At 29.2% G+C, this 24,949-nt stretch carries 27 protein-coding genes; 18 read left to right on the top strand and 9 right to left on the bottom strand.

What is annotated here, in order from left to right; translation table 4 throughout:
* Window positions 1-14: 14 nt before the first annotated feature.
* The 3 genes from P695_RS0103940 to P695_RS0103930 form a co-directional block, all read right to left on the bottom strand.
* Window positions 15-962 carry a Pr6Pr family membrane protein gene (locus P695_RS0103940; protein ID WP_028126952.1) on the bottom strand — a complete coding sequence of 316 codons (948 nt, stop codon included), beginning with the start codon at window positions 960-962 and terminating at the stop codon, window positions 15-17.
* A 187-nt stretch (window positions 963-1,149) separates the two neighbouring features.
* Window positions 1,150-2,085: a Pr6Pr family membrane protein gene (locus tag P695_RS0103935; RefSeq protein ID WP_028126951.1), complete on the bottom strand. Its 936-nt coding sequence runs from the start codon at window positions 2,083-2,085 to the stop codon at window positions 1,150-1,152.
* 20 nt (window positions 2,086-2,105) lie between these two features.
* The gene (locus P695_RS0103930; protein WP_028126950.1) at window positions 2,106-2,804 is read right to left on the bottom strand and encodes a hypothetical protein; all 699 of its coding nucleotides are present in this window, start codon (window positions 2,802-2,804) and stop codon (window positions 2,106-2,108) included.
* 72 nt (window positions 2,805-2,876) lie between these two features.
* On the opposite strand from P695_RS0103930, the gene P695_RS0103925 reads away from it, so the two are divergent.
* From P695_RS0103925 to ruvB, 9 genes are all read left to right on the top strand, one after another.
* Entirely contained in the window at window positions 2,877-3,560 is a 684-nt protein-coding gene (locus P695_RS0103925) for a hypothetical protein (RefSeq protein ID WP_028126949.1), read from the top strand.
* Window positions 3,561-3,566: 6 nt separating this feature from the next.
* The gene (locus tag P695_RS0103920) at window positions 3,567-4,202 is read left to right on the top strand and encodes a hypothetical protein (RefSeq protein ID WP_028126948.1); all 636 of its coding nucleotides are present in this window, start codon (window positions 3,567-3,569) and stop codon (window positions 4,200-4,202) included.
* Entirely contained in the window at window positions 4,195-4,758 is a 564-nt protein-coding gene (locus P695_RS0103915) for a hypothetical protein (RefSeq protein WP_028126947.1), read from the top strand. The genes P695_RS0103920 and P695_RS0103915 overlap by 8 nt, the downstream gene beginning before the upstream one ends.
* Complete coding sequence (gene yihA, locus P695_RS0103910; protein WP_028126946.1) at window positions 4,759-5,352, top strand: ribosome biogenesis GTP-binding protein YihA/YsxC; 594 nt, start codon at window positions 4,759-4,761, stop codon at window positions 5,350-5,352. It abuts the gene before it with no gap.
* Window positions 5,353-5,354: 2 nt separating this feature from the next.
* Window positions 5,355-8,255 (top strand): cation-translocating P-type ATPase, encoded by a 2,901-nt coding sequence (locus P695_RS0103905; protein ID WP_028126945.1) that lies wholly within the window; start codon window positions 5,355-5,357, stop codon window positions 8,253-8,255.
* A gap of 78 nt (window positions 8,256-8,333) precedes the next feature.
* Window positions 8,334-9,515 (top strand): hypothetical protein, encoded by a 1,182-nt coding sequence (locus P695_RS0103900; RefSeq protein ID WP_028126944.1) that lies wholly within the window; start codon window positions 8,334-8,336, stop codon window positions 9,513-9,515.
* A 43-nt stretch (window positions 9,516-9,558) separates the two neighbouring features.
* Window positions 9,559-9,723, top strand: a complete 165-nt coding sequence (gene rpsU / locus P695_RS0103895) for a 30S ribosomal protein S21 (RefSeq protein WP_028126943.1) — start codon at window positions 9,559-9,561, stop codon at window positions 9,721-9,723.
* A 127-nt stretch (window positions 9,724-9,850) separates the two neighbouring features.
* Window positions 9,851-10,411 carry a Holliday junction branch migration protein RuvA gene (gene ruvA, locus P695_RS0103890; RefSeq protein ID WP_028126942.1) on the top strand — a complete coding sequence of 187 codons (561 nt, stop codon included), beginning with the start codon at window positions 9,851-9,853 and terminating at the stop codon, window positions 10,409-10,411.
* Window positions 10,404-11,339 (top strand): Holliday junction branch migration DNA helicase RuvB, encoded by a 936-nt coding sequence (ruvB, locus tag P695_RS0103885; RefSeq protein ID WP_028126941.1) that lies wholly within the window; start codon window positions 10,404-10,406, stop codon window positions 11,337-11,339. Before ruvA ends, ruvB begins: the two co-directional genes overlap by 8 nt.
* Before the next feature lie 3 nt (window positions 11,340-11,342).
* On the opposite strand, the gene P695_RS0103880 is transcribed toward ruvB, so the two are convergent.
* Window positions 11,343-12,074, bottom strand: coding sequence for a hypothetical protein (locus tag P695_RS0103880; protein ID WP_028126940.1), 732 nt, complete (start codon window positions 12,072-12,074; stop codon window positions 11,343-11,345).
* Window positions 12,075-12,155: 81 nt separating this feature from the next.
* Here P695_RS0103880 and P695_RS0103875 point away from each other — a divergent pair, with 81 nt between their 5' ends.
* From P695_RS0103875 to P695_RS0103850, 6 genes are all read left to right on the top strand, one after another.
* Window positions 12,156-13,070, top strand: coding sequence for a hypothetical protein (locus P695_RS0103875; protein ID WP_028126939.1), 915 nt, complete (start codon window positions 12,156-12,158; stop codon window positions 13,068-13,070).
* A 9-nt stretch (window positions 13,071-13,079) separates the two neighbouring features.
* Window positions 13,080-14,180, top strand: coding sequence for a ribosome biogenesis GTPase YqeH (gene yqeH, locus P695_RS05585; protein ID WP_051437387.1), 1,101 nt, complete (start codon window positions 13,080-13,082; stop codon window positions 14,178-14,180).
* A gap of 80 nt (window positions 14,181-14,260) precedes the next feature.
* Window positions 14,261-14,509: a DUF896 domain-containing protein gene (locus P695_RS0103865; protein ID WP_051437386.1), complete on the top strand. Its 249-nt coding sequence runs from the start codon at window positions 14,261-14,263 to the stop codon at window positions 14,507-14,509.
* The gene (gene tkt, locus P695_RS0103860) at window positions 14,499-16,484 is read left to right on the top strand and encodes a transketolase (RefSeq protein WP_028126937.1); all 1,986 of its coding nucleotides are present in this window, start codon (window positions 14,499-14,501) and stop codon (window positions 16,482-16,484) included. Before P695_RS0103865 ends, tkt begins: the two co-directional genes overlap by 11 nt.
* The gene (locus P695_RS0103855) at window positions 16,484-16,666 is read left to right on the top strand and encodes a hypothetical protein (RefSeq protein WP_028126936.1); all 183 of its coding nucleotides are present in this window, start codon (window positions 16,484-16,486) and stop codon (window positions 16,664-16,666) included. Before tkt ends, P695_RS0103855 begins: the two co-directional genes overlap by 1 nt.
* A 16-nt stretch (window positions 16,667-16,682) precedes the next feature.
* Window positions 16,683-16,922, top strand: a complete 240-nt coding sequence (locus P695_RS0103850) for a YneF family protein (RefSeq protein ID WP_035026486.1) — start codon at window positions 16,683-16,685, stop codon at window positions 16,920-16,922.
* A gap of 14 nt (window positions 16,923-16,936) precedes the next feature.
* On the opposite strand, the gene plsY is transcribed toward P695_RS0103850, so the two are convergent.
* Window positions 16,937-17,764, bottom strand: a complete 828-nt coding sequence (gene plsY, locus P695_RS05580; protein WP_051437384.1) for a glycerol-3-phosphate 1-O-acyltransferase PlsY — start codon at window positions 17,762-17,764, stop codon at window positions 16,937-16,939.
* A 60-nt stretch (window positions 17,765-17,824) separates the two neighbouring features.
* On the opposite strand from plsY, the gene P695_RS0103840 reads away from it, so the two are divergent.
* A complete protein-coding gene (locus tag P695_RS0103840; protein ID WP_028126934.1) occupies window positions 17,825-18,553 on the top strand; it encodes a hypothetical protein in 729 nt (242 codons plus the stop codon).
* Between the two features lies 1 nt (window position 18,554).
* Window positions 18,555-18,821 (top strand): hypothetical protein, encoded by a 267-nt coding sequence (locus P695_RS0103835; protein WP_028126933.1) that lies wholly within the window; start codon window positions 18,555-18,557, stop codon window positions 18,819-18,821.
* A gap of 32 nt (window positions 18,822-18,853) precedes the next feature.
* On the opposite strand, the gene P695_RS0103830 is transcribed toward P695_RS0103835, so the two are convergent.
* Genes P695_RS0103830 through P695_RS0103815 form a run of 4 tightly spaced genes read right to left on the bottom strand, consistent with a single transcriptional unit; the run spans window position 18,854 to window position 23,738 of the window.
* Window positions 18,854-19,279, bottom strand: coding sequence for a PTS mannitol transporter subunit IIA (locus P695_RS0103830; RefSeq protein WP_028126932.1), 426 nt, complete (start codon window positions 19,277-19,279; stop codon window positions 18,854-18,856).
* Between the two features lie 16 nt (window positions 19,280-19,295).
* On the bottom strand, window positions 19,296-20,420 hold the full coding sequence (locus P695_RS05575; protein ID WP_051437383.1) for a mannitol dehydrogenase family protein: 1,125 nt from the start codon (window positions 20,418-20,420) through the stop codon (window positions 19,296-19,298).
* A complete protein-coding gene (locus P695_RS0103820; protein ID WP_028126931.1) occupies window positions 20,420-22,270 on the bottom strand; it encodes a PTS sugar transporter subunit IIA in 1,851 nt (616 codons plus the stop codon). Before P695_RS0103820 ends, P695_RS05575 begins: the two co-directional genes overlap by 1 nt.
* Window positions 22,248-23,738, bottom strand: coding sequence for a PTS transporter subunit EIIC (locus tag P695_RS0103815; RefSeq protein ID WP_035026480.1), 1,491 nt, complete (start codon window positions 23,736-23,738; stop codon window positions 22,248-22,250). Before P695_RS0103815 ends, P695_RS0103820 begins: the two co-directional genes overlap by 23 nt.
* Before the next feature lie 585 nt (window positions 23,739-24,323).
* Between P695_RS0103815 and P695_RS0103810 the strand changes: the two genes are divergently transcribed.
* A partial coding sequence (locus P695_RS0103810) for a lipoprotein (RefSeq protein WP_028126929.1) occupies window positions 24,324-24,949 on the top strand: 626 nt, incomplete at its 3' end.

Here is a 24,949-nt window from a genome sequence, read left to right as displayed (position 1 = left end):
CAAAAGATGGCATTCTAACGATTATGAACAATATCATCAACCATTTTTTCTTGTTTCTTTTGAAGTTTTTTCAAAAGAATTGTATGGTAAATCATCGAACAACCTAAACAAAGAACAAGCACAACAATGGATGAACCAATAAACATCGCCCAACCTCAACGCTCATGCACTGCTAAGAAAAAGTAAGGATATTGGGTATTAACGGGTTTACCACTACGATATCTCATTTCACCACGAAGCATAATGTAAATTGCGTAAATTAATAAAATCAAAATTAATTTTGGTCATTGTTTTTTCATAATGTTTTCATCTTGATAGCGAGCATCTAATTCAAAACAATAACAAATATACACAATAAAAACAATTGGAGCGACTAAATGCAAGAAGGTGCTGACAATTCAAACAATTGCCTCCATATTCTTTTTAATACTAATTGCTTTGGGTAATAAAATGCCATTATAAATAACAAGTGTGATAGTGATGTAAGTTACGACCGCTAAAGTTGAGCCATAACTTAAATAATGTTTTTTGCCTTCATTTTGTGGATAAAAAGCAGCTAATAAAAATCATAAACCAACTGCTAAATTACTTAAGGTAGTAAAGAAAGAAAAGGTGTGGATTGTAAAATCACCAAAATTGACACCAATATTATAATCAGTTAAAACTCCTCCATGATTTTGATCAAATTTCAAATTAATGGCAATTCAATTCATGCGACTGTAAAGACGATTGTCACTATTAATTAGTTGTTTAAGATAAGCTTCAATTTCACTACTTGTTCAATGACCCATGTTTTGAAAATGATTTTGTAAATCATGTTTTAAAGCATTCAAACCAACCATTTCCACAATATAAGAAGATAAAAGCACGACAATGATTGATAACCCTCAAAATAATTTAAATCAAAATTTTCAATTTTTTAGATATTGTTGCTTATATTTTTGGGATAAATTAAATTTCATTTTTTTGTTCTCCTTGAATTTATTATATGTTACTTTTTAACAAAATAATTTTTTAAAATTATGATTATTTTCAAACAAATTAAAAAGAAAATGTAGTTTTGTGCACTTTGATCAGTGGGCAAAACTCAGTTAATAAAAACTCCTTCACTAATGAAGGAGTTAACTTTGCAAAATTTTGAAATTGCAATTAAGCAACTACATCAGCAGTTTGCTTTTGACTTCTTTTGTCTAAAATTGTGTGATAAGCCATTGAGAAACCTAAACAAATTCCAGAAACAAGAATAATTGCAATAATGAACCAAGCTCAACCAGGCATTCCTAAAACTTTTTCAGCATGAATATTTAAGAAAAAGTATGGATATTGTGTACCGGCTGGTTTGTCACCTTGATATCTTATTTCACCACGAACCATTGCATAAATCGCGTAAGTTACTAGAATTGCAACATGTCATGGTCATTCTTTAATCATGAATGATTTTTTATTTTGATGTTTATGTTCAACATTGAAAAAGAAACAAATGTAGAAGATGAATAATAATGGTCCTACAACATGTTCAGTCATGCTTTCAAATCATCCCATTGGTGTTAATCCACCACCACTACCCAACATTTGTGGTAATAATAAACCATTGTAAATTAACATTGTAATAGTGATGTAAGTGACAACAATTAAAGTGACTTTATAACTTAAATAACCCCTTTTACCTTCATTTTTTGGTTGTAAAGCAGCTAAGATGAATCAAACAGCCACGGCAATATTACTTAAAGTTGTAAAGTAAGAGAAAGTGTTGACTGTGTAATCACCAAAGTTAGCTCCAAAGTCAAATTGTTTTAAGCCATCTTTGCCAAAAGACATATTAATCGCAATTCAATCCATAAATTTACCAACACTTCAACCTTGTTTTGATAGTTCAGCTAAATGTTGTGTCAATGCTTCTTTAGTGACTTGTTTTCCGTCAAAAAAACTTGTTAATTGATTAGCTAGTGCTCCTAATTCAATCATGTTTTTAATATACATCCCAATAATTAAACAAATTAAGAATAATCCGATTAATAATTTGAACCAAAATTTTCAATTTAATAAATAGTTTTGTTTATGTTCTTGTGCTAAATTAAATTTCATTTAAACCTCCATTAGATAGATTATATTATTCTTTTAATAAAATTTGTTGAAAAATAAATATAAGCATGCATATAATTAGCGGTCAGAATTGTGTAGTATAAAACTTTGACAAACAGATGATCATCAATTTTCTTTTGCATATTTAAGTTAGTTGCAAACTTAGCAATAGTTTTAAAAACCAATTGATAGTCAGGAAAAATTGTCTTACTTGTTAAAGTTTCAAATTTATAAATTTGAGCTAATTCTTGATCGTGATGAAGAATTTTTTTAATTTCTTTTTTATAACGATCATAAACTTGAGCAGGTTTTTCTTGGGCTAATTTGATCGCAAAATCTTGTTTCACGCCAACTTCTTGAACACTAATTTCATGGAAATATTTCAGCATAAAAGCAATTCCGGCTCCTAAACCTAAAGTGTTGGCATATGTGGCAACTCATTTTTCGAAGCGACGAAAAGCTTTTTTACTCGTTAAGAGATGACCGATTTTTTGGTTATAAAAATTTAAATAATTATTAATGGCACGAAATAATTCATGATATTCATCAATGGTAAATTTTTCTTGTTTTCAAAAATCTGTTGGTGTGACACTAAATTTGACCATGGTTTTTTGTAAACTTTTAATTTGCTTATTCATGATTTTGCTTCATCAAGGGGCAATTAATTTTAAATTTTCGATATCTTTTTTGTTAATCTCTGGTAATTTTAAAAATTCAATCATAAAAAACTCCTTTCATAAGATTATATATAAAATTAATATAAGATATAATTTAATATAGATAAGAGGTAAATTATGAGTATTAACGAACAAGAACTAGAACTGAATTTCTTTGAACCAGCGCTTGGGTTAATTATTACTAATCTAGAATTTTTAGAAGAAGAGTTAATTGAAGAAAAAATTGCCACTAAAAAGTTAAAACAATTAATCGATAATTTCCATGAGCTAGAACGTATTGAAGATTTTGATGTCTTAGCTGAAACATTAACAATTTTAGGAACAGAATTAAAAGCTGTCATTGTTGCCCAACCAAATTTAGACCAATTCAAAGTGATGTCTTATTTGGATTTAGCAATCAATTTAGCACAAGCTTTAAAAACTGATGGACAATTAAGTCAAATTATTTTAGAGATTGCCAATAATCCGGAAGTGGCAACTGAAGAAGATGTTATTGAATTAACTAAAGAACATGTTAATCATTTATTAAAAGCCAACTATTTATCGATTCAAGAAATTCTTGATCAAGGATTCAAGGTGGAAGATGCTTTTATTAAAATTTTGAAAATTTTAATCAAAGAAGATAATTTTAATGAATTTAGTGAAGGTAATTCCATTTTGATTGAATTATTAACTAATCAATTTAAATTAAAAAATGACAATGTTTGTGACATTTTTAATTACCTAATTGGTAATGAAGGAATTATTTTACTAATTAATTTTTGACAACAAGGATTAATTGAAATGGATTGTGAGGATTAATTAAAAATGAAGTTAGAGACTTTATTTTTAATTATTTTAGCTACCTTTTGATTAGCAACATTAATTGTTGTTGGTTTTTTAGCATGACTTTATCAACAAAAACATAAACCTTTAATTGCAGTTCGTAAAAAATATTTTCAAGAATTTCAAACTTTAAAAAAGCATTTTGATTTAAAGCAATTACCACCAATTGCCTTAAATTGAGAATTACCAATTGGAGAAAAACTGTTGTTTGTGGCAAACAAGATTCCGATCAAAACAAGAAGTAAAAAACCAAAACAATTTGAAAAACTTGCTAAAGAAGGTTCGCAACTCGGGATGATTGAAAGTTATTATGATGATGATGAGTTTTTGCCTTTAAAAGCTGCTTATAAATTAAATTTAAAAGATCATTTTCAAACTACTAATGGTGATATTTTTGTTTCTAACAAAAGAATCATTATTCAATGAGAAAATCAAAGCAATTTAGAAATTGCTCTAGCAGATTGTTTGCAAGCATACATTTCAATGATTCCCCATGAAAAAACTTTAATCGCCGGTGTTATTTTACATACCAAAAAATCAGTTTATGAATTGTTGTTAATTGATTCAATCATTGTTTTAATTATTAATAGTTTATTAAAAAGAGGTTATGATGTTTAGTATTACAATTTCAACAGTCGTTTTAACGACAATGATTTTTTTGATTACATGTTTTTTTGTCGTGAAAACAACAAAAGATATTTTAAAAATGAAACAATTTGAAAAACAAGATGTGACTTTTTTTTGAAATCAAAAAATGTGGATTTGCCATTGCGGTATCATCATTAGTTTAGTTAGTTTATTTGTGATCATGATCATTGTTTTTGTGATTCAAATCGTTGGTTTGATGTCCAATCATATTGGGGATTGAGTTATTGGCGTGTTAGCTGTGATTCTGATTTTATTTTCTATTTGAATTATTACATTTGAAAGAAAAATCATCTCAGGAATTATTTTTGTGTATAAAAATAATAACTTAGTTTTCTTGGATGCCATTATCCCAGTGACTGCATTAATTAAGTTGGAAAATGATTTAAAACGTCGATGAATTATTATTTTATGAAAAGATCAAGAAACTCTTGGTAATGTGGAAAAAATAAAAATAAGGTATAATTACAAAATCAAAGATTTGCTTAAGGAATTAAAAATTCCTAATCAATTTGATGAGGGAGAATAAATGATTAAAACTGCAACATTCATTAAGTCAGCTGCTGATAAAAGTGGTTGAATTGAAGACAACATGCCAGAAATTTGTTTTGTTGGGCGTTCAAATGTTGGTAAATCAACATTTATTAACGCCATTACTAACCAAAACAAATTAGCTAAAACAAGTTCAACACCAGGGAAAACGCGATTATTAAATTTCTTTGAAATTAATAAAGGTGAGTTTCGTATTGTGGATGCACCAGGATATGGTTATGCCAAAGTTAATATCAATCAAAAAGTTGCTTTTGGGCAAATGATGGATGATTATTTAACAACCAGACCAAATCTTGTTGGGGTTTGTATGTTGGTTGATATGCGCCACGATCCAACAAATGATGACAAGGAAATGTACAACTTCTTTAAAGAAGTTGGTTTAAAAGTTTTAATCATTGGCACTAAATTAGATAAATTAAAGAAAAACGACATTTTAAAAAATGAAAAAAAAATTAAACAAATAATTAATTTTGATGAACATGACACTTTTTTAAAAGTTTCTAACACCAGCAAGACAAACATTAACTTAGTTTATAATCTACTTGTACAATTATTGAATGAAAGAGAGTAAAAATGGAGAATTTTGAAAATAGTAATTTAACAGAAATTGAGTCGAAACTTAATACTGACTATAAAAAAGGGTTAACTGAAGATGAAGTTAACCAACGTTTAAAAACGGGTGGTAAAAACGTGTTACCAACCAAAAAGCCAACACCATGATATGTTGTTTTTGGTTGAAGTTTAATCGAACCATTGCAAATTATTTTGATGGTGGCAGCTGTCATTTCTGTGATTGCCCCAAGATTTGGACGTTGAAGTGATTCAATCACTTTTGAAGAATTTATTGATTTTATTGTCATTGCTTTAATCGTGCTTTTAGATGCGGTTTTACAAACCGTGCAAACTGTCAAGGCAAGAAAATCTGTTGATGCTTTAAAATCTTTATCTAAACCGCAAGCGGTTGTGATTCGTGATGGTAGTCAAAAAGAGATTGATGCTGAAAACTTAGTGGTTGGTGATATTGTTGTTTTAGAAGCTGGAAAATATGTGCCAGCAGAATTAAGAATTATTGAATCATCAGATTTAATGGTTGATGAATCAATCCTTACTGGAGAATCGTTACCAGTGGAAAAAACTCATGAAAAACAAAAAGTAACAACTATTTTAGCTGAAATGGCAAATGTGGTTTTCATGTCAACATTTACCACTGCCGGACGTGCCATTGGTGTTGTGACTAAAACTGGGGTGAATACTGAAATTGGTAAAATTTCGACAACAATTAATGAAAATGCTGATCAAGAAACACCATTAGAAAAAAAATTAAAAAAATTCAGTTATTTAATTAGTGTTGTGGCTGTGATTATTGGAGTGATTATTTTTGGGGCAATGCTGGTCACTGGCCAAAAAGATTCTTGAGCTACTTATTTAATTATTGCAATTACATTAGCAATTGGGGTAATTCCCGAATCTTTATCAGCTGTTGTTTCTATCACACTTTCCTTTTCTACAAAAAGAATGGTGAAAGAAAATGTGATTGTTAAAAAACTCGCTTCAGTTGAAACTTTAGGAAGTGTCAATGTCATTTGTACAGATAAAACTGGAACCTTAACCCAAAATAAAATGACTGTTAAAAGAATGATTTGAAATAATAAAATCATTACTGATGAAGAATTTATCGCCACAACTTTAGATGAACATAAAGATTTCATGTTAAAAGGTTTAGTTTTGCCAAATGATTCTGTTGTTGAAGATGATGCAAGAATGGGTGATCCAACTGAACTAGCACTTGTTGATTTTGCTTTAAAAATGGGGGTTGATGAAACTTTGTCAAGAAATACTTGACAAAGAATGGACGAAATTCCTTTTGATAGTGAAAGAAAATTAATGACAACAGTCAATAATGTCAATGGTGATAATATTATTTTTACCAAAGGTGCGATTGATCAATTGTTAAATGTTACTAGCCGTATTTTAATTGATAATCAAATCCAAACATTAACTGCAGCGATGAAAAAAGAAATTTTGAATAATGCAACCAAATTATCTGATCAAGCATTGCGTGTTTTAGCTTTTGCTTATAATGATGGTTATGATGACTTAGATAATCAAGATGATTTAGAACAAAACTTAATTTTTATTGGGGCTGTGGGAATGATTGACCCTGTTCGTCAAGAAGCTGTGCAAGCAATTGCTGAAGCATATAATGCTGGGATTCGTGTCGTGATGATTACTGGTGATCATGCAACAACCGCTTTAGCAATTGCACGAGATTTAAATCTTGCTTATACAGAATATGAAGTCATGAGTTCTGATGTTTTAGAATCCTTGAGTGATGTTGATCTATTAAGAATTATTGACAATATTAAAGTGTTTGCTCGCGTCAACCCTGAACATAAAGTGAGAATTGTTAATCTTTTACAACAAAAAGGTAATATTGTTTCAATGACTGGGGATGGCGTGAATGATGCACCATCGCTTGCTAAAGCCGAAATTGGGGTGGCAATGGGAATTGCCGGAACTGATGTGGCAAAACAAGCAGCAGATGTTATTCTGACTGATGATAACTTTGGGACAATTATGAAAGGTGTGAACGAAGGACGAAACGTTTTCCAAAAAATTCGCCGTTCGATTGTACTCTTAATGGGATTTAACTTTGCTAACGTTTTAACAATTTTAATTCTTTCCTTAATTAATCACACTGCTCCACTTGATGCTGTTGATATTTTATATGTTAATTTAGTGGTTGAGTCTTGCTTAGCAATTGCAATCGGTATGGGAAATTTAGACCCAACACTGATGAAACTCCCACCAAAACAAGGTGGTAGCGGTTTATTGGCTGGCTTGCTGATACCAATCTTAAAAATCATGATTATTTCAACAATCATTTCCTTAATTTCTTTTTATGTCGGTATGGCATTTACTCCTTCTGAATTTGTTAGTCATATTAGTGGTGATACTGACAAATGATGAGTAGTGATTAATGATAACATTTATAGTGTGGAACAAAAAACTGAAGTCATTATTTACGGAAGAACTTCACTGTTTATTACAATTGTTTTTGCTCCTTTATTCTTTTCACATTTCATCAAATTATCCAATTGAAAAGCATCGAATAAGATTGATTGAAAAATTTCTACTCCATTAGTTTATGCCGCTTTAATTGCTTTTGTGTTAAATTTAGCATTCATTTTTATTCCGGGTTTAAATGATCAAATCTTTAAACTTCTTGGTTATGAAAATCTTGATTGTGATAAATTTGGTTGAAACCAAAACAATCTTGGCTTATTCTTCGCGGCTTTTGGTTTAGCAATTTTACCAGCATGCGGAATCTTATTGTGAGATGCCATTACATTTTATGCGTATCACTGAAGTCATGAAGCGTGACAAAGAAACCGTAAAATTGTTTCTAAAATGGTTGAAGAAGATAAAAAGATTGCTTTGGCCAAATCGAAAAAAAATCGCAAAAAAATTTAGGATTTTTGCAGTAAGGTTCGCCTTACTTTTTATTTTTATTATTTGTAAGTTATAATTAAAAAGATAAGAGGATATAAAATGAAAAAAATATTTATTGATGAGTATTTAACAGAGAAAATTAGAAACAAAATTAATGAATTGGTCAATTTAAATTTAGATGCAAACGCAGTGATGAGTTTACTATCTAATGAACTTTTTGGGTATGCTGATTATATGCGTACTGAGGTCAAACGTTATGTGATGTACATGATTTGATTACATGATAAAAATAAAGATACAAGTGATGCTTTTCTAAAATACAAAAAAAGAACAAACCAAATGGCCCCAGATCAAACTGATTTTGATCTTAATGGTCAAAAAGTGCATTTAAATAGAAATCACGATAATGAATTAGTGATTGCCCAAAAAAGAAAAGAAGAAGCTCGTATTCAAGAACTTTCTAAACTAATTTACAAAGAGTTTGAACAAGAACATCATCAAGAACCAATAATTAAACCAATTGATACAAACAAAATTTTAGATCAAGTCATTGAAAGTATGTCTGATGATGAATTACAACAAACTTTAACTTCAATGCTCGATAAAGACCCAACCATCAATAAAGATTTGGGTGACATTATGTCTGAATATGAAAAAGATGACACCTTAGTTAGTTTCACACTTCCTTTTGAAGAAAAACAGAAATTGTTTGAAGCAGATAGCAATGATGAATTAACACATTTAGAATTTAATCAAACACTAAATGAAATTGAAGAACACGATCCAACTTTAACCACTGTTTTATTAGGACCAGATACAACTAATGACATTACGTTTGAAGATATTGTCGAAACACAAACTAACTTATTAGATCCAACATATTCAATTAATCCTGAAATTTTTGATGCCACTCTTGAAGAAGATAACGGCACACAAAATTTAGATGATGTCGAATTTTTAAATGATGATTTTGATTTTGTTAATTATGATGAAGATTCCACTCAACAAGCTTTAGAGTTTTTAGAAAACATGGAAGCTAAATATGGTAATGAGACAATTATTACGATCAATGAAAAAGCATTTGGTTTGAATAGTGCTAATGAACCCGTTGAAATTAATCAAGAATTAAAAATCGGGGACAATTTACATTACAAAAACCAAGATTGTGTCATTACAAACATTAAAGAAGAAAAAGATTTTTTTGGCAACTTACAAACAATTATTTACTTAAAAGATGAGAATGACCAAGAAATTAAATTAAATAGCAAGAAAATTAAATAGTTTTTGTGTTATATTTATAAGGAATTGGCAGGTGAAATAATAAATGGCATCAATTATCGTGCACGAAGGTGAACCAATTGAAAAAGCGTTAAAACGTTTCCAAAAAGTAGCATCTACTAATAAAGCAGAAGCTCGTAAACGTGAATACCACTTAAGTAAAAAAGAAAAACGTATTTACAAACAAAAACAAAACCGTAAATACAAATAATGATGAAAATTTCTATTTAATAGAAATTTTTTTTGGCTTAAAATAGCCAAAATAGTTAAAAAAACCAAATATTGTTAAAAAAGTGTTAATTTTTGTAACTTTTTTTCTAATCTAATAAGGGGATACAATGGATTATTTAAAAGGAAAAATCACAAAAATTAAAAATGATGAGATTGTTTTAGAAAACAATGACCAAGGCTTTAAGTTTCATTTGATTAACTTAAACCAAGACACATTTTTAATTAACCAAACTATTAAACTATACATTACTGTTTTTGAAACAGAATTTCAAAAAGAAAGTTATGGGTTTATTGACGAAGAATTACGGGACGCTTTTGCTGATTTAGTGCAAGTGCGAACTGTTGGTTCGAAAACAGCAATTAACATTTTAGAAAAATTTACAATTGATCAATGAATGCAAATTGTTGAAAAACAAGATTTTGAAAAAATCTTGTCAATCAAAGGGATTGGAACATTTACTGCCAAAAATATTTTGTTTGAATTAAACAAAAAATACTTTCATTATGAAATGAATAACAAACAGTTGGATGTTTACAATGCTTTAGAAAAAATGGGTTATAAAAAGAAAGAAATTTTCTCAGTCATTAAATTGCTTGACCCAAAATTAAATTTAGAGGAGATGACAAAAATTAGTTTAACGAAATTGTCACAATTAAATTATGAATAATTTTCGTCCAGAAACATGAGATGAATATTTCGGTCAAAAGAAAATTATTCAGAATTTAAAAGTTTTTGTTAATTCAGCAGTTAAGCGAGACCGGACTTTAGATCACATTGTGATTTCGGGTCCAAGTGGAATGGGTAAAACTTCACTCGCTTTCTTATTAAGCAAAATTTTAAAAGTCAAATTACATTATTTAAATGGGCCGAGTTTACAAAAACAAAGCGATTTAGTTTCAGTCCTTTCTTTTATTAAAGAAAATGACCTTGTCTTTATTGATGAGATTCATGCTTTATCCAAAGAATTACTCGAAGTTTTATATCCAGTTTTAGAAGATGGCAAAATGAATATTATTATTGGTAAAGAATATAATTCTAAAATTATTAATTTAAAAATACCAAATTTTACTTTGATTGTGGCAACGACTGAAATTAGTAAATTAGCTGACCCATTTTTAAACCGGTTTCCAATTCGTTTTGAATTGGATAATTATAGTTCTGAAGAGATTAAAGATTTGCTGCTGATTAATGCTCAGAAGCTCAATTTGGAACTAAATGTAGGTTGTGCCCATATTTTGGCCAATCACTCGCGAAACACACCGAGAATCGCGATTAACTTACTCAAAAGAATTCATGACTTTGTAATCAATGATAATGTTCAGTTACTTGATGCAAAATATCTCAAAGAAATTTTGCACAAAATGGAAATTTATCCAAGAGGTTTAATTTTGAATGACATTAAATATTTGCATTATTTATATGCACATAAAGTTTTGGGTTTAAATAACTTGTCACAATATCTTAATTTAAATCAAGATCATGTTTTACATTTTATTGAACCATTATTAATTCGCAATTCATTCATTATTCGGACACCAAAAGGTCGGGTGATTACTGAACAAGGCATTGAATATATAAAAAATATAAGCCAATAAAGCTTATATTTTTTGTTCAATAATTTTAAATAACTTAATAAATAATTCAATTTCACCAACAACACCGATAACATTTTGAAAAGAAACCAATTCAGTTTGCAATTCATCAGTTCCACCCATCATAATGTTTTCCATCACATGGTTTGGTTTGAGTTTTAAATAATATCTTTGAATGATTTCATTTTTTTGATTAATCAATTTTAAATCTTTACTTTTGACCATTTCATCAAAATCAGCAAAAATGTTATCATAATCTTCTTTATTGGCATGGATTAAAGCGCCTAATTTATCTTCAATATTTTTCAATTCGACAAAGAATAAATATTCGATATCAGTTTTATCAATTTGGTCGATTGCTTCGGTTAAACCAATTTTTTCATCAAGAACATTTCTGATTTTTAAAATAGAATTAATGTTTTTAAAAAATGCACCAAACATATTCGAAACAATGTTTTCCATTAGTTTGTTCATATCACCCAACATCATATTTTCCAAATTCACTTCTGGTCTGTTAGTGATATATTTAACATCAGCAATAGTGTTGGCAGCTAAAAATTGATTTTCTGTTTTCATTAATTCACTATCCAAATTAAAAGTTTTTTCAATCATTGGTAAATTTGACTTAATGACTTGTAAGTTTTCTTTCACCTTATTCAATTCCGCATTAGATGCCATTTTAAATCACTCCATTATTGAGTGATCAAGGACATCTTTTAATAAAATTTTATCGTTCATTTTTCATACCTCTATTTTAATTATAAATTTTAAATACTTCAAAAAAATAAAAATGTAAAATATATATTATAATGAGGAACAATGGAAACAAGTAAAATAACAAAAATTAATGAAGATGAGTTCAAAATTAATGAACATCAAGGTTTTTTTGTTGATAAACCAGAACTAAGCAAACATTTGAAAAGCATTAAATTTCCAGTAGTCATTTTAGACACTGAATTTTTTAATCGCTCTCATGATAAAACCGAGATGACCAACCCTCTTTACAATGAAACAAATAAATCTTTGGTTTACATCATTCAATATTCATTTGCTAGAAATTTAAAAGAAATTAGTTTAAGAAATAATCATCGTGCAATTAAATCAATGACCATCAAAAGAAAATATAATGACCCCACCTACAATTTTTATAATCAATATCAGTATATGGTGAAAAGTTTTCTGAATATGTTGATTGCTAAAAATATTAAAACAATTATTTTGGCTGGTTCAAGTAATGACAAAAACATTTTAAAAGTTTGAATTAATGAAAATAAAGCTTTATTAAACAATCGTAAAAGTGATTTATTTATCCAGGACCCAACAACTGGAGTTTATACTGTTAATACGATTGATGTTTATGACATTCTTGGGGGAGCGATGTCGTTTATTAATAAAAAAGATAACGGGGAAATTTTTTATGATCCGAACAATTTAAAGAAAGGCACTATGGGAGTTGAAACAATTCAGCTCCCAAGTCTTAAAAAATTTTTTGAGTATTTTGATGAAGTGTTTAATTCATCAAAAATGGAAGATGATGAAGACATTTATGGATTATCGATGAGTGCGCTAAATTTTTTAAGTTTACCAAACTTAAAATATCCAGATTTTATTAGGTGAAATAAAGATTTTAAAAAAGCAAAAATCCATTGCTATAATGACGTTTTAAAAACATTATATTTAATTGATTTCTGATATGAGTTTTGCTATAGCAAACAAAATAAATATTTAAAATAGGAGATAAACATGAAAAAATGTATTGGGTGTGGAGTTAACCTGCAAATTGAAAATGAACAACAAATTGGTTATGCAGTTAAAATAGATAATGATTTTTGTTTGCGATGTTTTAAAATCCAAAATTATGGGGAATATAATTCATATGAAATTGAATCAGAAAAGTTTTTTGATAACATTAAAAACATTGTTTTAAGAGATAAACAAAAAACTTTTTTCTATGTCCTTGACGTCTTAGATTTACAAAACTCAAGAGATATGCAATTAGAAGCTTTGTTAGCCAATGAAAAAGTTATTGTCTTAGTCAATAAAATTGATTTGCTGCCCAAAGCAGTTAAACAAATGAAAATTTTAAATTTTGTTCGTGAGATGTTTTCTGATTCTAAAATCCAAAATTTAAAATTTACAACAGTTTCGGCTTTTAACCAAGAGTCGATTAAACATTTATTAGCCTTTATTGAACAAGAACATGGTGAAAAATACTTTATTGGTTTTTCCAATGTGGGTAAATCATCTTTAATGACAGCACTTTTAAAAGAAGCTAATCTGCCTTCTAAAATTGTTGTTTCGCATTTTTTCAATACAACTTTAAATGAAATTGAAATTGGTTTAAATCATCAAATTAAATTTTTCGATACACCAGGAATTAATAAAAAGAACAGCTTATCCAATTTAGTTGATCATGATCAATTGAAATATTTCTATTTCAAAAAAGAAATGAAACAATATACTTATCAACTGCATAGTGGTCAAAGTATTGTTGTGGGAGGGATGTTGGCGATTAACTTTACTTTTAAAAATGACAAAGCGAACGATATTCATTTTTATACTTCTGCCCAAATTGACATTCACCGTACTAAAACAGTCAATGTTTTAACTTATTGAAACAAGCATCGAGAGCATTTAAAACCAAAATTAAGCGATCAAACAATTGCTCCAACTACGTTTAAACTCCAAACCAATGAAAATAAAGTAATTGATATTGTGCTTTCAGGATTAGGATGAATTAGTTTACCCAACTCTCCCCAACTAGAAATTTCTGTCACAATTCTCAACGATCATGCGATAAATCTTCTGCAAAAGATGATTTATCTCCGAAATGCTTTAATATAAAAACACTTTTGTTTTATAATTTAAAAGTATTACCAAGCAAGACAGACAATTTTGCATTAAAGAAGAGATAGAATTAAAATATGAGTATGGATCAAAACAAAAAAATCGACGCAATGAAAATGAATGAATTAATTCAAGAAATTAATGCCATGGTAGCCATTGCGAAAACAAGAAAATTAACTCCCGAAGAAATTGATTACCGTCAATTATTGCGCGAAAAATACATTAGCATTTTTCGCGAAGGTGTGAAACAACAATTAGAAAACATCACCATCATTGATGAACCAACCCCAAAAAAGAAAAAGAAGGAAAAGCAAGATGAAAAATAATAAACAAAATGAAAATTTAAATGCAGTGAGAATGCTAGGAATTCAAGCGGTTAATCAAGCTAATTCAGGACATCCTGGAATTGTTTTAGGAGCAGCTCCAATTATGTATTCTTTATTTACAGAAAATATGAATCTTTATCCAAAACAACCAAAATGATTCAATCGTGATCGTTTTATTTTGAGTGCTGGCCATGGTTCAGCATTGCTTTACTCAATGTTACATTTAGCTGGCTTCAAGATTTCTATTGAAGATTTAAAACAATTCCGTCAATGAGGTTCAATTACCCCAGGTCATCCTGAACTAGGCTTAACTGATGGAGTTGAAGTCACAACCGGCCCTTTAGGTCAAGGTTTAGCAATGGGTGTGGGAATGGCTATGGCTGAAGCATTTTTAGCAGCTAAATTTAACAAACCAAAATTAGATGTGATTAATCATCATACTTTTGTTTTAGTTGGTGATGGTGATTTACAAGAAGGTGTGAGTCAAGAAGTCATTTCTTTTGCTGGTATGCAACAATTGCATAAATTAATTGTGATTCACGATTCAAATGCTGTCCAATTAGATGATATGGTGGTTAAAGCCAATAGAGAAAACATGCATGCTAGATTTAAAGCAGCTGGTTGAAATACAATTTTAATTAAAGATGGTGAAGATGTAGTAGCAATTTCCAAAGCAATTGAAAAAGCTAAAAAAGCAACAACTCCGACTTATATTGAAGTGAAAACAATTATTGGTCTTGGTGCTTCTAAACAAGGAACTAGTGCTGTGCATGGTGCTCCTTTAGGCAAAGACTTAGTCAAAGTTGAAGAATACTTTAATTGAAAATACAAACCATTCGAAGTTCCCCAATCAACATATGATTTTTATCAAACAATTGTTATGGAACGCGGAGAAAAACAGTTTAAAGAATGAGAACTATTAATGAACTCATATGAAACTTCATATCCTAATGAATATCAAGAATTACTAGCTGCTTTAGAAGGGAAATGAAATTTCCCTCAAAAACAAATTGAACAAAATAATCCCAATAAAAAACAAGCCACACGTATTAGTTCAGGAGCAATTTTTGAACAAATTATGTCTGTTAACCCAACAATGTTTGGTGGAAGTGCTGATTTAAGTTCTTCAACTAAAATTAAAGGTTTAGATGGTGATTTCGATGCTAAAAACCGTACTGGTCGCAACATTATGTATGGTGTAAGAGAATTCGGAATGACAGCGATGAATAATGGAATGGCTGCTCATGGGGGAATTCTACCAGTTGCTTCAGGCTTCTTTGTCTTTGCTGATTATATGAAACCAGCCATGCGTTTAGCAGCATTAATGCAATTGCAAACATTGTTTGTATTAACTCATGATTCAGTGGCGGTTGGTGAAGATGGACCAACACACCAACCAATTGAACAATTGGCGATGTTAAGAACTATTCCTAACCATAACTTGATTAGACCAGCAGATTATGCCGAAACTATGGCTGCTTACCAAATTGCTTTAGAATCAAAAACTAACCCAACAAGTATTATTGCTACTAGACAAGATGTAACTGAACAAACCCATAAAAATGTTTACCAACAAGTAAGTAAAGGTGCTTATGTTTTAAGCGAAAGCAAAACTGCTAAAGTTACTTTGATTGCCACAGGAAGTGAAGTTGGTTTAGCAATGGAAGCAGCAGAAGTCTTAAAAAAGAAAAAAATTGCCACAAGAGTTGTGTCAATGCCATCAATGTTCTTGTTTGAAAAACAAGAACAAGCTTACAAACAAGAAGTTTTAAAACCAGCAACATTACGTGTTTCTATCGAAATGGGAACCACTTATGGTTGAGCTAAATATGTTGGTGAAAATGGCTTATCAATTGGGATTGATCACTTTGGTGAATCAGCACCTGGTAACATTGTGGCTGATAAATTTGGTTTCAATGTGAATCATGTTGTTGAACAAGTTAGCCAAGCAATCAAAGAAAGAAAAGAACACTAATGATGAGTATTGGTGGAGTGATTGCACTGAGTGTCATTGGTGGTATTGTTTTATTAACATTAATGATTGTTGCGATTGTATTTATTTTTAAATTTTTAAACAAAGCAAATAAAATCATGAACAACAAACTAGAGAAAGACAAATGAGAAAAAGCACAAAGAGAAGAAAAAGAGGAGAAATAACATGAATTTAATTTTAATGAGTAGTTTAGAAGGCGGAGCATTAGCCGGAACACTAGTTGGAGTAATCATTGGGGCACTTTTATTAGGAGCAGTTGCTGGTTTTTTAATCACAAGAGCAATTGTGAAAAAACAATTAAAAGATAACCCACCAATTACAGAAGCACAAATTCGTGCAATGTATATGAGTATGGGTCGTAAACCTAGTGAAGCCGACATCAAAAAAACAATGAATGCCATGAAAAGAGCAAAAAAATAATTCAGGAATCTGAATTATTTTTTTTGCTTTTTAGAACGATCGTGAATATAAATTTTATATTTCTGTTTGTCTTCTTTAGTCATGTTAGGAAAGGTTTTGGGTTCCTTGTGATTTTTCAAACGAATCATGTTGGGAAAGTGACGGTATGCTGTGATAAACATCCCAATTAAAATGATGATATTAATTGCTAAAGAATTTTCAGCAAAGTAATGACCAGAAACTGGATTAGTTAATTGGTGTAAATAATTAAATCAACTGAATCTCAACCAAGGACTTGATCACACATTTTGTCATTGGTCTCAGGCATTTCAACCGCCTTGAAAGCTATCTAAAGCGTTCATTCATGGCAATCAAATCACAATTAAACAAGTCAAGAAGGCACCAACAATACTTGCCAAGCTCACTTTTCTTCAAATGTAAACGACAATAAATCACACAATTAAAAAGAAAATGAAGTAAAACAAGTTAGCAACAAATAATAATCCTAAAAATGAACTCACGGCTTTTCCGCCTTTAAACTTGTAATAAATAGGATAACAATGTCCGATTAAAACAAATAAGATGGGAATGAAATAACTTGTTTGACTAAATAATGGATGTGGAATCATTGAAAATAGCACAGCAATTAGCGCTGTTGCAATTGATTTACTTCCATCTAATAAAGCAACAACTAATCCTCAAAATTTGCCTAATTCCCTAGTTGTGTTAGTGGCTCCAGCATTCCCAGAACCAACATTACGAATGTCAATTCCTTTGACAAATTTAACAACAATTATGGAAAATGAAATTGAACCAATTAAATAACCAAAAATTGAAGCTAAAATAATTCCTAAATAATACATTTTTTCCCTCAACTATTTTTCTTGAAAGATTATATAATTAAATTATAACAAAAGGAAACCATGAGCGGAAAAATTAGTCATGTTATTAATTTTGAAAGAAATATCATTAATTACTTTCAAGAAGATTATGAAAAAGTAATTACAAATGTATTTACAGAAGATCTTGACCAAAATCATAAAAAAATACTTTTAGAAATTCAAGAATTTGCCAAGCAAAATGCCGATTTAAATCAATTAATTGTTTTTTTAGAAGCAAGACAAGAGGTCGCTAGAACTTTAAAAAATCAGTCACTGCTTGAAACCATAAGAGAATTATTAGAAAAATATTATTTTTTAGTTATTTTAAATAATGAATATCTTGCCTATTTTAAAGAATTGACTACTAAAGTTTTTGCCGAAGATGCAGTGGCAACATTTGATACTATTTTTATGCCTTTTTTTAGATATCAAATTAATGTTCATAGTGCGAGATATTTACAAGGATTTAAAATGAAATACAATAAAATGAATCCCCAGTTAGATAACATTCGTCAAATTTTCATGAATTATTTGCATCAAGTGATGAAAGAAGAAAAATTTTGTACAAAAGTTAAATATAGTGATAATATTGTACAAAAAGCAAATATGATTGAAGAAGAATATAAATTAATTGATCGTAGTAAAATATCACATAAAGAAATGGATTTTATGGTGGAAAACAAAAGAATTAAAAATACTTATGAAGCAATTGGTATTTTAATCAAAACAACACTCTTTTCACTAGCTAAAAACAATAAAGGATTAAATTAGAATGCAAACAACGAAAAAAATATTTACATTAGAAGAATTAAAACAACAAAATAAAGAACTAAATGATTTGGTTCTCGAATTAGAAAAGAAAATTAGGGGTCATTTAAGATGATGATTTCTTTTGCCATTATTTGGTTTTGTGGTTTATTCGATTTTAATTGATAAAAAACGCCGCAACCCAGAAATGAGTGATGCTTTAACTAAAATTAAAGTGGAAATTTTAAAAAACGAGATTGAGATTGCTCGCATAAACAAAGCAAAAAATTAAGAGCAAGTGACATTCACTTGCTCTTAATTTGTTTAATCTTCTTTTATACTACTTGTTAAAGTTTCGACTTTTTCGATAGTTGGATTTTTAATTAAATCTTCAAAAAATTCTTCATTCATAGAATTAACCGCAATGTTTTGTAAAACATTTAATTGACATTCTGGTTTAATTGCCAAAGCAATGATAATTCTTACAGGTTCACCATCTCACTTAATTTCCTTTTCTAAATGATAAAACAGTAATAAACTATCATTCAAAGTCTTCATTCCATCATAAGTTCCATGGGGAATAGCAATTTGATTACCAATCGCAAAAGAAGCTAATTTTTCTCTTGTTAAAATTGAATCAATATAAAATTGATTAACATTTTCATTCTTGAATTTCAAAGCGATATCTTGTAAGATTTCTTCTTTAGAATTAAATTTTTGATGCAAAAAGACATTTTTTGGTTTAAACATTTTCTCTCCTTATCAGTTAAAGCAAATTTAAAATAAATTTGATTTGTTCTTCTGTTATGTTGGCAACAATTTCTTGTAAAATTGTTACTTTATTTTTTTGTTCTATGTGCATTTGGGCAATTTTTGCCCCATCTGCATCATTGGGATTAGTATAATCTAAAGCATGATTAATTGTTGCTTTTAGATTCAGGGTTGGTAAACCTAAATTTCTTCCAATAAATAAAGGTTTTAAAATACGTTCGTTTAACTGTAATTTGGCAATTAAATTTCTTCCAACCCTTTCTAAATAATCATTAATATATGGGTTTTCAAAACGTGTGATAATTTGATTGATAAACTTTTCTATTTCATCAAAATTATAATTAAAGTGTTTGGCAAAAATTAAGCCCACTTCTTTTAAATAATTGAGCAAAAAAGTTTTCAATTCCGGAATTTGCAAACTTGCATTCGTAAAAGGTGGGTGAAACTGATTGTTTTGATAACTGGCTCAACACAAACTCGCATGACCCCCATTTAATAACCAGACTTTTTTGCTGATTTCAGCATCAATGTCATTTGAATAAGTTAGTGTAGTAATTTTGGGGATGTTGGCTGGTCATTGTTTTTGATCAACTACTCAAGAATAATATGCTTCAACTTCAACATCAATTCCCGACACTGTCTGATCAGGGACAATCCTATCGACCATCACATCCACAAAATGAATTAATTTTTCATTAAAATGATAAACATTTTGAATTTCTTTTTTAAACATTGATGAAACTTTTTCACCATTTTCACAAGCCATGATAATTAATGTTTTGTTATTTTGTTCATTTTTTTGAATGATTTTAATCACATCATTCACAATGTGTTTTAAATTTGTCGCCCCAATTGAGGTCGTGCAAAACTCAACAGCATAATCTTCTAATGCGACAGCTAATTTAGTATTGACAACACCACTAATTTGTCCAGTTATATTCACAACATTTTTTATAGCTCCTAATTCAATGACATTGAATTGTTTAAGTTGATTAATTTGGTCAATAATCTTTTGATTCAGATCAACAAATTTTAAATGTTCAAGACAAGGATCTTTTAATAAGATGGGGGCAATAAAACCGCGACCAATATTGCCAGCTCCAAAATGTAGTACTTTCATTATAATTCAAACTCCTTAAATATTCGTTCTTTAGAAGGGTCTTTTAATAACTCTTCAATAAAATTGATTTCCAATAATTTATTGGATATTTTATAAAAGGCATCAAAGTATTCTTTATCTTTACCAGCTAAACCAACTAAAAAGTAAACAGGTTCCTTGTCAAAGTAAACAGGACTTTTAAAATGGAGTAAAACAATTCCATTTTCAATAATTCCATGTGTATTTAATCCATGAGGAATGGCAATATAGTTTCCAATATAAGTTGTTAGTTGTCTCTCTCTTTGAAGCATTGATTTAATGTAATCGTCAGTCACATAACCAAGTTCTTTTAATAGGTTGCCACACATCATAATTCCTTCTTCTTTATTGTTAACTTGCTGGTTGATTAAAACATTATCAATTGAGAAAACTTTATGGATTTTATTGGCTCCAATAAAATGCTCATAAATTTTTGAATTCATCATTAAATTAGTTTCAGTTTTACCACCCAAAAAGGCAGTGAGGGAAACTTGGATTAAATTTTTATGAAGTGAATCTTCAATATTAATCATGGAAATCACCAAGTTGTAATCACTAAAAATTTTCTTGTTAATTGAAGATAGTGATGAAGTTTCAATTTCAGCTTGAGGATATAAAGATTGTAAATAACTTTTAATCATATAACTTTGGCCCATGCCCCCAATACAAATTGTTAAAATTTTTAAATTAGCATTTTCGAATTGAATGTTTAATCAGATAATCAAATGCATAAAGATTTCATAAACTAAAGCTAGATTTTGTTCTTGTTCTAAAAATTGGGATTCGATAGCATCATTGATTATTTTAAAAATTTCATAATAAGTATTTTTATATTTAAATAAATTTTCCTTATAATGTTCAATGAGTAAGGGATCAATTTTTTGAATAAAAAGATTAGCAATTAAATGTTTAGTAATGCGTTCTTCAATATAATTATCAAAAACAATATTTTGATTAAATAATTGAGCAAAATTTTCTTTAATAATTGCCACACAATTAGTTACTTGTGTTTCAGCTTCTTTTTCTAAAAATAAAGTATTTAAAAGTTGGCGATCATCACTTGACATATAAAGACATTTTAAGCCTTTTTCAAAGTTAATCTTATTTGTAATATCAAAAAGTTTATTTTTAGAATGGTTTAAATAAAAAGTAATTTTAATGGTAATAAAGACGATATTCATCTCACTTAAATTTTTTTTATCAATAATTAAATCCAACAAGTATTGATGAACGATTTTAAAATTATCAATTTTAAAATAGCGGACTAGTTTATTATAAATATATTCAGAAAACATTAAACTTAAATCACTATTTTGAAATAAGACTAAATTCTTTTTGACTAAAAGATGATCTAAAACAATATCTGAAACAATTGGAATAATAGCATCAAGAATAAAATCGTTAATGCTAACCCCCTTTTTGTCAATCACTAATTTTAAATGATATTTTCGTAAAATAATATCTAACATTTGTAAATCATCAAGTAAGATGTTTTTGCCAATATCTAAATCTTCTAATAAATATGTTTGTAGAACCTTTTCATTTTTATAAATTTCCAGCATGATAAAAATCAGTCGTTCACTAATTAGTAAAAATTCATCATGTAATTTTGTAAAATCTAAAATTAAGTTAGTTTGGGGATTAACTAATGCATAAGTATCATCAATTTTGTTAATATATGCCTTAATTGGTTTTAAAAAATCATTTAACTCGCTAATATCTCTTTCTAGAGTTTTGAAGCTGATTTCCAAATGATTTTTTAAAATATATTTATTGATTGTTTTATAACTTAAAAAGATGTACAAAAGTTTATTTTGGCGTTCCTTTTTCATCGTTTGGTTCTATCTTTTCTTTGATCTCCCCTATAATTTTGTCATAAAATTCTTTATTTAAAAAGTTTTCAATACTTTTATGCACAGCTTTTGGTGCTTTATTTTTTGCTAATTCTGTTAAAGTGTTTTGGGTGACAACAAATTCAGCATCACTTGGTAACTCTTTAATCGCATAATTGACTACTTTGATATTTAGTCCGGCTTCTTTAATTTTCTTTTTCAAAATTGAAGCACCCATCGCACTTGAACCCATTCCGGCATCACAAGCAAAAATGATTGTTTTAGGAATTGCGCTGATTTTATCATCAACAACTTTCCCATCAGTTATTGGTTTGTCAAATTTGATATATTTTGATTCTTTACCTTTTAATTCAGTAACTTTGATGTTTGCTTGTTGTAATTCTTTGTGACCTTGTTTTTTGAATTTTTTGTGGCCAATCAAGAAGATTAGTGAAGCAACTCCAAAGCTAACCGCTGCTGCTCCAAACACCCCAACAGCAACCCCAGCATAATTCAATGCTTCGGATTTTGTCATGGTAAAGACAGCAATGATTGATCCTGGACTTGATGGAGCAATTAATCCGGCATTAAATGCTTGGAAAATTGCATCCCCAGCTAACCCACCTGCTAATAGTGAGACAATTAAGACTGGTCTTACTAATGCGAATGGGAAGTATACTTCATGAATACCTCCAAAAAAGTGGATGACACTAGCCCCAGCTGCTTGTCCTCTTAATTTTTTATCAAAAACAATTGTTGCTAATAACATTCCTAATCCAGGTCCTGGATTTGCTTCTAGTAAGAACAAAATACTTTTTCCTTGTTCAGCTACCATTTGAATTCCTAATGGTGTTAAGACACCATGGTTAATGGCATTGTTTAAGAATAGTAATTTAGCTGGTTCAATAACAATTGCTGCTAAGAAAATTACTTTAGCTTCAATTGCTGCTTTAACAATTTTTCCAAAAACCCATCCGATACTATTGATCACATAAGGCATTCCATAAAATGCTCCAATACATAAAATAGCTCCAATAATTCCTAGTGAAAAGTTGTTAACCAACATTTCAAACCCTTCTTTAATTTTTCCTTCGACTAATTTGTCGAATCCTTTTAAAATTCCAGCAGCAATTGGTCCAACAATCATTGCTCCTAAAAATTGTGGTGTTGGACTAGCCCCTGTTTCAAAACCAGGGTTAAATTGATTTCCAACAATTACTCCTAAAACAACAAAAGCCGCCATTATTCCACCACGATTTCCATGAACTAATTTACCAGCTTGGTACCCAATTAAAATTGGGATCAAATAGTTAATTAAGTTTCCAGTCACATGTTCACTAATTGCTTTAACTGGTGTTCATCCATCTGGAATGAAAAAGGCTGTTAATAATCCTCAACCAATAATCACTCCAATAACGGGCATGATCATGGCACTTAGTCATCCACCAAACTTTTGCACTCTTCGCATCACAATTATTTTATTGAAATTGTTTTTGAAGAAAAGTTTAGTGGGATTTGATTCATGTTTCGAATTTATTTCTTTTATAACTTCTTCCATTTTTTTTCTCCTTCCAATCACATTTTTTCAAAAATCCAACAAAATAAAAGCAAAACCACCTTTTAAAAAATTATTTTTTGACTTTTCAAAAGACAAAAAAATTTCTAAAGCTAAATATGATATTTGTCATGATTTAATTTTTACCAACTAACTAACAATTTAAAAAATTAATAAAATTATTGCCAATAATTTTTACAAGCAGCAAAACATTGAGTTTGGTTCTGTTGAAGATTAAACCAACCATTATAGCACTAAAACTTTTTACCAAATAAGAATTTTTAAAATAAAAATAATTTTCACTTTTGGAAAGTGAAAATGAATTTTTCAACGTTGACATCGTTGTAAAAAAAGTCTTTTTGATTGTGAGAATATGGGTGTGGTAAATTGTTTAATCAATTAAAAATTTAACTTAAAGATGTTATTTAAGCACTGCAAAACTCATCAAGTTTTTTATATATGTTAAATAATCTACCTATGAAGGGATTTATAAAATAAATGAAAAAATTATTAACCTTATTAGGAAGTATCGGCATGGTGGCAGCAACTGCTGCAACTGTTGTAGCTTGCAATAAAAATAAAGAACCAGACAAAAAACCACATCTAAATACAATTATTAAAAAAACGGACTTAGGACTAATTAATGATCGGACACCAGAATTGATCAGGGCAGCTATTAAAGCACAAAATGATCAATCAGTTACTGATGTCATTGCTAAAAAGTTAGTCATTACACCTAATACTAATGCTGAAGTAATGGATGCTAAAGTTACATCACCAGATTTCTCAGAAAGTGTGAATGTAACATATAGTATTGACCCAAATTCAAGAATTCAAAACTTAAATGCTTTAAAAGCTAAAATTGGTGAAGCAAACAAATTAATTACATCAGAACTAGAAGATAACAATCCTCAAGCTGTGCAAGACTTAAGAGATGCTATTAAAATAGCTGATGCCGTCGACAAAGAAAGTCAAGCAAAAGCTGCTCAAGGTGTTTTAGAAATAGCCATCAATGCTTTTAACAAAGCCATAACACAACTTGAAACTGCAAACTTAAATGCTTTAAAAGCTAAAATTGATGAAGCAAACAAATTAATTACATCAGAACTAGAAGATAATAATCC

Origin of the sequence: Williamsoniiplasma lucivorax ATCC 49196 (genome assembly GCF_000518285.1) — a bacterium.
Classification (GTDB): Bacteria; Bacillota_I; Bacilli_A; order Mycoplasmatales; family Mycoplasmataceae; genus Williamsoniiplasma; species Williamsoniiplasma lucivorax.
This window is presented reverse-complemented; position numbering and strand designations above follow the sequence as displayed.